This window comes from Sphingobium sp. AP50, assembly GCF_900109095.1.
In the GTDB taxonomy this organism is placed as follows: Bacteria; Pseudomonadota; Alphaproteobacteria; order Sphingomonadales; family Sphingomonadaceae; genus Sphingobium.
Window position 1 is genome coordinate 1 of record NZ_FNYZ01000048.1, and the last position, 7049, is coordinate 7049.

Consider the following 7049-nt stretch of genomic DNA (forward strand, 5'->3'; position numbering starts at 1 on the left):
CCGTCCTTAGTATCGGTGCAAACACCGGCGCTTGCACCAGTGCCATGTCAAAATATCAGCCGATCACCGCAAGGCGGCCCTCACCGGAGCAATACTTCGGAATTTGCGGTGGGAACACATCAAGCAGGCGAGCGAACCGTCAGTGGGCGTTGGGGCCTGATCGGAAAGCTCGTCGATATCGTCCAGCCCAACGAATGCGCCAATTACTTCAAATCATGCGAGTATGAACCGGAATGAGTGGAAAACGCTCTAGCGTAGCCAGCTCTTCTGGAATCGACCGACGATGCCCGGCCAAACCGATCGAACGCCTGACCAAATGATCACACCAATAGGTTGGTGAGGAAACCGGTCGATTAGTGACGGCGGCCGGTTCCAGCCCGCGCGGACAAAATCTCGGCCGTGACAATGATGATCAAACCTCGCCGTCGCTGAACTGCACCATCAACTGAACGCACGGCGAGTCGCCGATTTGCCCAGAACGATGGCCTGTGCGACTGGCTTCGAGTGTCGTTTCGACGTCTGCTCCCCAATGAATGTCGCCGGGCCCCATCTCGACCCGTTTGCCATCCTGGGTTTCGATAAACCATCGGCCCGACAAGGGGACGACCCATTGCAACGAAGGACTGGGGTGCCAGTCGCCGATCCACCCAACGGGCAGGATGTTGAACCATATAGCCTTCACCGTGCCGGAAAACGGGCGCATCCATATCGGATCGGTATCGCCGCTGACACTTTTCTCATGGAAACCGTCCAGCAAGCGCTGAACGATCTGCGAACGTCCCTCGCCACTGTTATCCATATGCCAGAATGGCATCAGCGGTGGATCGCCGGGGCTCCGGCCATCATTTGTGGGGGGCGGCAATGTCGTTTCAGTCATCTGCTACTCCTTCATTTGCCGATGGCACGGAGAGCGCTTTGCCCTCCGCCCCGGCATAGGCAACGATTGCGACGACTGGCTCCTTGCCGGTAACACCGCGATGGACGTTATCTATGGATTCGGCAAAGGCTTGACCTGCATGGTAAGTCGCCGTGCGCCCGGTTTCGCGTTCTTCCACCTTCAACTCGCCAGAGACGAAATAGGCCGCGTTAGGCATCAGGTGCTTGTGCCAGTGGAGCTTCGAGTTCGCCGGAATCGTCATGCGAACTGTCGTCAGCTTTGGTCGTCCCGATGGATAAGCGCTGTATTTGACATCATTCCAAGAGGATGTTGCCTCTAGCAGTAGCGTCGTGGACCCTTCAGGTTCATCAGCCATGGTGATTGTCCTTTATATTAAGGTTGCGACAGCGGTGGCCGTCCGCAATGCGATTAGCTTTATAAGTCTGACCCCGGTTCCTGGGTGAGGACCACGATCTTGCCGCCAGCCTGATTGCTTTCCATCAGGCGATGCGCCTCGACGATGTCGTCGAACTTGAAGACCTTGCCGATCCGCACTGGCAGCGTGCCACTCTCGACCTGGTCGATCAGTGACTGGAACGGCATGGCCATGAAATCATCGACCCCGCCCGAATATGTGGTCAGCGACACGCCGGTGGGGATGACGTCCATCGGAGCGAAGTCGGCGAACGACCAGCGGTCGCCGACCATACCCGCCATGCAGACGATGCCGGGCTCGCGCACCGCTGCCAAAGAGTCCACGAGCGTTCCGGTCCCGATCAGTTCAAGGACTTTGTCCGCACCGCCATCCCAAAGGCCGCGTATAGCGGTCGCGACCGCACCTGTATCAACCAGGAAATGATCAGCGCCAGCGCCCCTGACCACAGCTTCACTCAACGGATTTCGTGACGTCGCGGCGATCAGCGCGCCATGTGCCTTGGCGATGGCCGCTGCTGCCAGGCCGATGGAGGTGGTGCCGCCCCGGATAAGCAGGCGCTCGCCTCGCTGCAGGCGGAGCCCACGAAACAGCGCACCCCATGCGGTTTGCAGCATCTCGGGCAGGGCGCCGAGCATGTGCCAGGTGAGGGGGCTGCGAAACGATCGTACTTGTCCTACCGGTACGCAGACATATTCCGCATATCCGCCATCGAAATCGCGGCCCATGCCGCCCATCACGGTGGCCACCTTCTCGCCAGCGTCGAACTGGCCACCAGGTGCCGCTGCGACGACCCCGGCAGCCTCGATGCCCAGAATGCGGGGAAATACTACATCCGGCGAGTGGCCCTGGCGGGTGAACATCTCCGAGCGGTTAAGGCCAAATGCCTCGACTCGGATCAATACTTGTTCCGCATTTGGCACGGGGAGGGGGCGATGCTCGATCCGTAGGACTTCGGGCGCGCCCGCCTCGCGGATGACCACGGCGCGCATGGTCTTGGTCATAGGCCTGTCCTCCTCGCCGTCAGTTGAGATAGCGGTCTGCTGGCCGTTGGTCCACGCCCCGCGAATGCGGCACGCAGACAAAACTCGACCGCTTCGACGCGTCGCCGCTACGATATTGGGGCAACGCCGGATAGGCGCAGATCGGCCTGTCCTTGGCCGGTTGGCCCTCGTCCGCCGGAGTGCGTGCGATCAGCATGGCTGGAGGCTTCGCGCCTTCGGTCCAAGCGACAAGGGTCATGAGCGCGTCATTCTGCGCCGTTGGTGGAACGCTTGACGTGAAGGGCTGCCCGATATCAGTAACGCCGGGCCCACCAAAACAATGGCCCATCCCTGGCACAAGGAAGAGCCGCGCGAACTGCTGGTTAGTACTGCCTGCACTCTCCTCCAACCGATCATAATAATTGACCACCTCGGCGAACGGAACGGCCGGATCGGCAAGCCCCGAATAGATCATCAACTTGCCGCCCCGGCGCGCGAACGCGGAGAGGTCAGCGCTGTTTGCGTTGAGCACACTGGCAAGCTGTGCATCGACACGATCAAGGTCGGAATCGAAGTCGAACCGGCTAGGCACGAATGCTGCGCCAAGGGTCCAGCGAAACGGATAGAATTGCTGATCCGGCCAGGTTGCTGGATCGCCTTGCATCACCGGCCCAAGCGGCTGGTCTTCGCTACCTGGCGTCAGCCCTGCATATATGCGCTCACCAGTATGTGGATTGGTAGGCCCCGCATAAAGGCGTTGGACCGTCGCGAGTTGGGGTGCAGTCAGGCAATCCTTTGCAGACGTTCCTGATCGACAGATGGGAAGGGATGCAGGATCAAAGCTGCATCGCCTCGGGTCGATCAAAAAGCGGTCGCCTGGTGCCCCGCCATCCTTGCCCGCGCAATTGGCAAGGACAGCACGCGACACCATCGCCCATTGGCCCGCCGACAGCTTCGCCAGGGGCGAGACGTTGAGCGCAGCGTAGTTCCAGAGAAAATAGCTTGCGACATGGGTACGGTTGTTGCCCGGATCTCCTGCAAGAATGCCGTCATAATCTTCCGGATACCTTTGAGCCGCGCTGAGCGCCTGCTGTCCGCCGGTGGAACATCCTTCAAAATAGGACCGGAAAGACGTAACTTTGTAGAATGTCGATACCATCGTCTTGGCCACCCGCGTCATTTCGTGTGTCGCGCGGTGACCGAAATCGACCCACCGTTCAGGATGGCCGATCGTGCTATTGATGTCAGGGGCGGTCCCCATGTCGGTATTGGCGACAGCAAAGCCGCGCTTCAAGCCTTCGACCATGCCCATCTCGTAGGCGATCCGCCCGGCACCGCCGCCATTACCGGTCCCAAGCAATCTGCCGTTCCATTTGTTGAGCGGGAGCCAGATTTCGATGCCGATCTGGCTGTCCGGAGTCGGCGTGGCGACCGCTACTACACGGCAAAACGCGGGCATCGACGCGACGCGCTGTACAAGGTCGGGGGCAATTGGTGATGCTGCGACCTTGAGCGCGCCTGCGGCGACCGGGGTCGCAGAAACGATCCGCGCACCCGTCAGTGAAGCGCCTACGAGCGTTCCACAGTCGCTCGGACCTGAGGTCGCCTGCGCAAAGACTGGACCCGATGCCAGCGCAACGAACACAGCGCCAGACAGTCCGGTCCAGCGGATTGTTCTTGACGGTTTCACCAGAATAGCTCCTATTTTTTCGACGTCGATGCCTGTCTGGAGATTACCGGGAGAAGCCGGCGAATGGGGTTAGATATTCAGCACCAAACCCGTCGAGTTTCGCGCGGATTTCGGGTGTTGTGTCGCCATAGACATACAGCTTGTCGATCTTGGCGAGGTTAAGGAAGCGCTCGGCAAATGGCGCGAAAGTCTGCTCGACATGCGGCAATAGACCTTTGGTACGGTACTTTTCGACGATGTGGATAACGGTGCGCTCGGCATTGACGACATATTCGTAGGTCGTTGTATCGGCTTCCTTGGAGGTCGCTTCGACGATCTGCTCTACCAGCGTCTTGAACGCGTCATAGTCAGCGGGTTTCAGCGAGAGATGATATATTGAGTAGATTTCGTCCTGCATATTCTATCCTCCAAAATGCGCGTGTGGGCGCAGCGTTGCAGGCCCTTATGTATGGCGGAACAATCCGCTATAAAGGCCAGCGTTGGCAACACTAAGTGGAATGAAATGCTACAATGCCAGAGCAGGATCCTCTTCAAGGTGTTTCCGTTTTCGTCGCCGCAGCACGCACCGGCAGTTTCACACTCGCGGCCGATCGACTCGGCATCACCAAGTCAGCCGTCGGCAAATCCATCGCTAAGCTAGAGGTTAGGCTTGGCACGAAGCTGTTCCATCGCACCACGCGGCTCAGCCGCCTGACGTCCGACGGCGAGGCCTATCTTGCCGCCTGTGCTTCTGCGATGGATGAGGTTACCGCTGCCCAGTCGGCGCTCACTTCGTCCGGCCATATCCTGAGCGGGCGGCTTCGCATCGACATGCCAGTCGCGTTCGGACGCAGCGTTTTACTACCGATTCTGGCCGACATTGCGAGATCCAATCCTGGTCTCAACCTCGCACTGACATTCACTGACGCTACCAGCGATCTGCTCCAGGACGACGTCGATCTCGCAATCCGTTTCGGCGCTCTGGCTGACAGCAGCCATCTGATCGCGCGTCATCTTGTCGATCAGGAGCGGGTAATCTGCGCCGCGCCAGCCTATCTGGACGAACATGGGCGCCCCAATACCCTTGCCGACCTTCGCGCGCATCGGTGCGTGGTAGGGTCGCCAAAGGGGCCGCCCCTGGCCTGGATCGTGCGCGAGGACGGAGAGATTCGGAAGGTCACGCCCTTGGTCGCGCATCAGATCAGCGACGGCCAAGCGATGGTCGATGCGACCGTTGCCGGGCTGGGCCTTTGCCAGGTCCCGATCTCGATGGTGCGTGAACGCCTGGATCGGAAAGAACTTGAGGCAGTGATGACAGATTTTTCTACGGTTCCGGTCGAAGTTCACGCCGTCTGGCCGCGTCGCGCACACCTCACGCCGCGCGTGAGGCATGTCGTCGACCGGTTGGTCCTAGAGGCGGCACGAGGTGGACTGAGCTGAGGTCAGCAGCGTGATAGTAGCGGTGGGGTCTACCCAGAAGAGCCAGCCAGCCACTTTAACAAGCCCGCCGTAACGGTAGATAGAGAGCGTCAATGCAATCCAGCGTCGGCCTTTCCGCAACGCGCATCTGTGAAGTCATTCGTCATGAAGCTTTTCGTCTACGACCATTGCCCCTTCTGCGTGAAAGCCCGCGCCGTCTTCGGATTGAAGGGCGTTCCCTTCGATCTTGTCATCCTGCTGAACGATGATGAGGCAACGCCGACCGCGATGATCGGCAAGAAAATGGCCCCGATCCTCGATCATGACGGGCGCTTCATCGCCGAAAGTATGGATATCGTCGCTCATATCGACGCCATGGCTGGGCCGCCCATCCTCTGCGGTGCTGCAAACCTGGCTGTTGCGCAGTGGATCAGCGACTCCTCGGATGCCCTGTTCAGATTGGCGCTGCCGCGATGGGCGGCCTCCCATTTTCAGGAATTCTCCACGCCTCAAGCGCGGGCCTATTTCACGCGTAATAAGGAAGCCATGATCGGCTCCTTTGCAAATCATTTGTCAGCAAGTCCTGACTACATTGCCACGCTAAATCGGCTTTTGCCGGCGCTCGCTGCGCTGATCCAGTCACCAGATGCGGTAAACGGTGAGCTATCCGATGACGACATCCACCTGTTTGCCACCTTGCGCACATTATCGATTGTGCGCGGTATCGTTTATCCGCCCGCCGTCGCGGCCTATCGTATGCGGATGGCGGAGCGCACCGGTATCGATCTTCACGACCCAATCGCATTATAAAGATTTATTCCGCCACGATTGAGAAACCTGTCATCAACATGATGATCTTCGTTTCGTCGTCCAACGTTTGTACCGCCCAATATATAAACGAATTTTCTAATTCTTCATGCATTGTCAGAATAATTGTTCATGGAAACGGCATTACGGGAAAACTGTTAATATTGCCTGCGACAGTTCCGTGAATTTTTTATGGTCATTGGCCTTTCACAACTGACAGATTGTGGTGCACCTCTCATCGATTGCGCATGGTGAAAAACCGTATTTTTCAATATAAATCAATTTGGCAATCTTACGTAATTTGAAATTACGATATTTTTATTTGTTCGAATGGAATTCGCCTCTCTTCGAAATTGTCTTTGTCTTGAGATTTCCGGATGGAAAACTCGAATCACGTTCACGCGAGTTAGTATCTGCCGACGTTTGGCGCATGCTGTAGTCCGCGTGCGTCCTCCAGCGGTACCCGATCGAGCGGATCTCGGCCGCCATTGAAGTTAGGGGCTCAAAATAGAATGATTTCAACGTTTGGTGAGGATTAGCAACGCCAAGTTCGTCGTCATTTAGGCCCCAACGCCAAGTCTCGCCCCTTGCAGGAATGTACAAAGTTCCAAACATCCAGTCGAACAAATACCCAGCCCCACCCATATTTTTATCGCGGTGCTTGAACTCGGCGCTGTGGTGAAGCTGGTGCATTACAGGGGAACCGAGGAGGACATCTAGATGCCTACCGTACGAAACCGGTATATGCAGATGGTCGACAGATCTAAGAGCCCGATCCGAAACTAAGTTGAGTGGTATCAGCGGGTTAGCTTGACGCTTACCGAAGTCGTTGATTCAGGGGTTTTGCAACAAACTTCCGGA

The 7049-nt window shown here is 57.7% G+C and carries 7 protein-coding genes and 1 pseudogene; 3 read left to right on the plus strand and 5 right to left on the minus strand.

Going from position 1 to position 7049, the window contains the following annotated elements; genetic code table 11:
• Positions 1 to 237 (plus strand): annotated as a pseudogene (locus tag BMY84_RS30745) (hypothetical protein); the annotation flags it as partial.
• Positions 238 to 412: 175 nt separating this feature from the next.
• Here BMY84_RS30745 and BMY84_RS28595 read toward each other — a convergent pair.
• Genes BMY84_RS28595 through BMY84_RS28615 form a run of 5 tightly spaced genes read right to left on the minus strand, consistent with a single transcriptional unit; the run spans position 413 to position 4380 of the window.
• Positions 413 to 877: a hypothetical protein gene (locus tag BMY84_RS28595; RefSeq protein WP_093088533.1), complete on the minus strand. Its 465-nt coding sequence runs from the start codon at positions 875 to 877 to the stop codon at positions 413 to 415.
• Entirely contained in the window at positions 870 to 1253 is a 384-nt protein-coding gene (locus BMY84_RS28600; RefSeq protein WP_093088535.1) for a cupin domain-containing protein, read from the minus strand. The genes BMY84_RS28595 and BMY84_RS28600 overlap by 8 nt, the downstream gene beginning before the upstream one ends.
• Before the next feature lie 59 nt (positions 1254 to 1312).
• Positions 1313 to 2314 (minus strand): zinc-binding dehydrogenase, encoded by a 1002-nt coding sequence (locus tag BMY84_RS28605; RefSeq protein WP_177204259.1) that lies wholly within the window; start codon positions 2312 to 2314, stop codon positions 1313 to 1315.
• A gap of 19 nt (positions 2315 to 2333) precedes the next feature.
• Complete coding sequence (locus tag BMY84_RS28610; RefSeq protein ID WP_218147075.1) at positions 2334 to 3983, minus strand: tannase/feruloyl esterase family alpha/beta hydrolase; 1650 nt, start codon at positions 3981 to 3983, stop codon at positions 2334 to 2336.
• A gap of 43 nt (positions 3984 to 4026) precedes the next feature.
• Entirely contained in the window at positions 4027 to 4380 is a 354-nt protein-coding gene (locus tag BMY84_RS28615) for a putative quinol monooxygenase (RefSeq protein ID WP_069066753.1), read from the minus strand.
• 113 nt (positions 4381 to 4493) lie between these two features.
• Between BMY84_RS28615 and BMY84_RS28620 the strand changes: the two genes are divergently transcribed.
• Positions 4494 to 5402 carry a LysR family transcriptional regulator gene (locus BMY84_RS28620; RefSeq protein WP_093088538.1) on the plus strand — a complete coding sequence of 303 codons (909 nt, stop codon included), beginning with the start codon at positions 4494 to 4496 and terminating at the stop codon, positions 5400 to 5402.
• Positions 5403 to 5546: 144 nt separating this feature from the next.
• Positions 5547 to 6191, plus strand: coding sequence for a glutaredoxin 2 (grxB, locus tag BMY84_RS28625; protein ID WP_093088539.1), 645 nt, complete (start codon positions 5547 to 5549; stop codon positions 6189 to 6191).
• The last annotated feature ends 858 nt before the right edge of the window (positions 6192 to 7049 follow it).

What these genes read in the sequence shown, in the direction of transcription:
- BMY84_RS28595 (WP_093088533.1), bottom strand. Translation starts at nt 877, where the DNA reads ATGACTGAAACGACATTGCCGCCCCCCACAAATGATGGCCGGAGCCCC.
- BMY84_RS28605 (WP_177204259.1), bottom strand. Translation starts at nt 2,314, where the DNA reads ATGACCAAGACCATGCGCGCCGTGGTCATCCGCGAGGCGGGCGCGCCC.
- BMY84_RS28600 (WP_093088535.1), bottom strand. Translation starts at nt 1,253, where the DNA reads ATGGCTGATGAACCTGAAGGGTCCACGACGCTACTGCTAGAGGCAACA.
- BMY84_RS28620 (WP_093088538.1), top strand. Translation starts at nt 4,494, where the DNA reads ATGCCAGAGCAGGATCCTCTTCAAGGTGTTTCCGTTTTCGTCGCCGCA.
- grxB (WP_093088539.1), top strand. Translation starts at nt 5,547, where the DNA reads ATGAAGCTTTTCGTCTACGACCATTGCCCCTTCTGCGTGAAAGCCCGC.
- BMY84_RS28615 (WP_069066753.1), bottom strand. Translation starts at nt 4,380, where the DNA reads ATGCAGGACGAAATCTACTCAATATATCATCTCTCGCTGAAACCCGCT.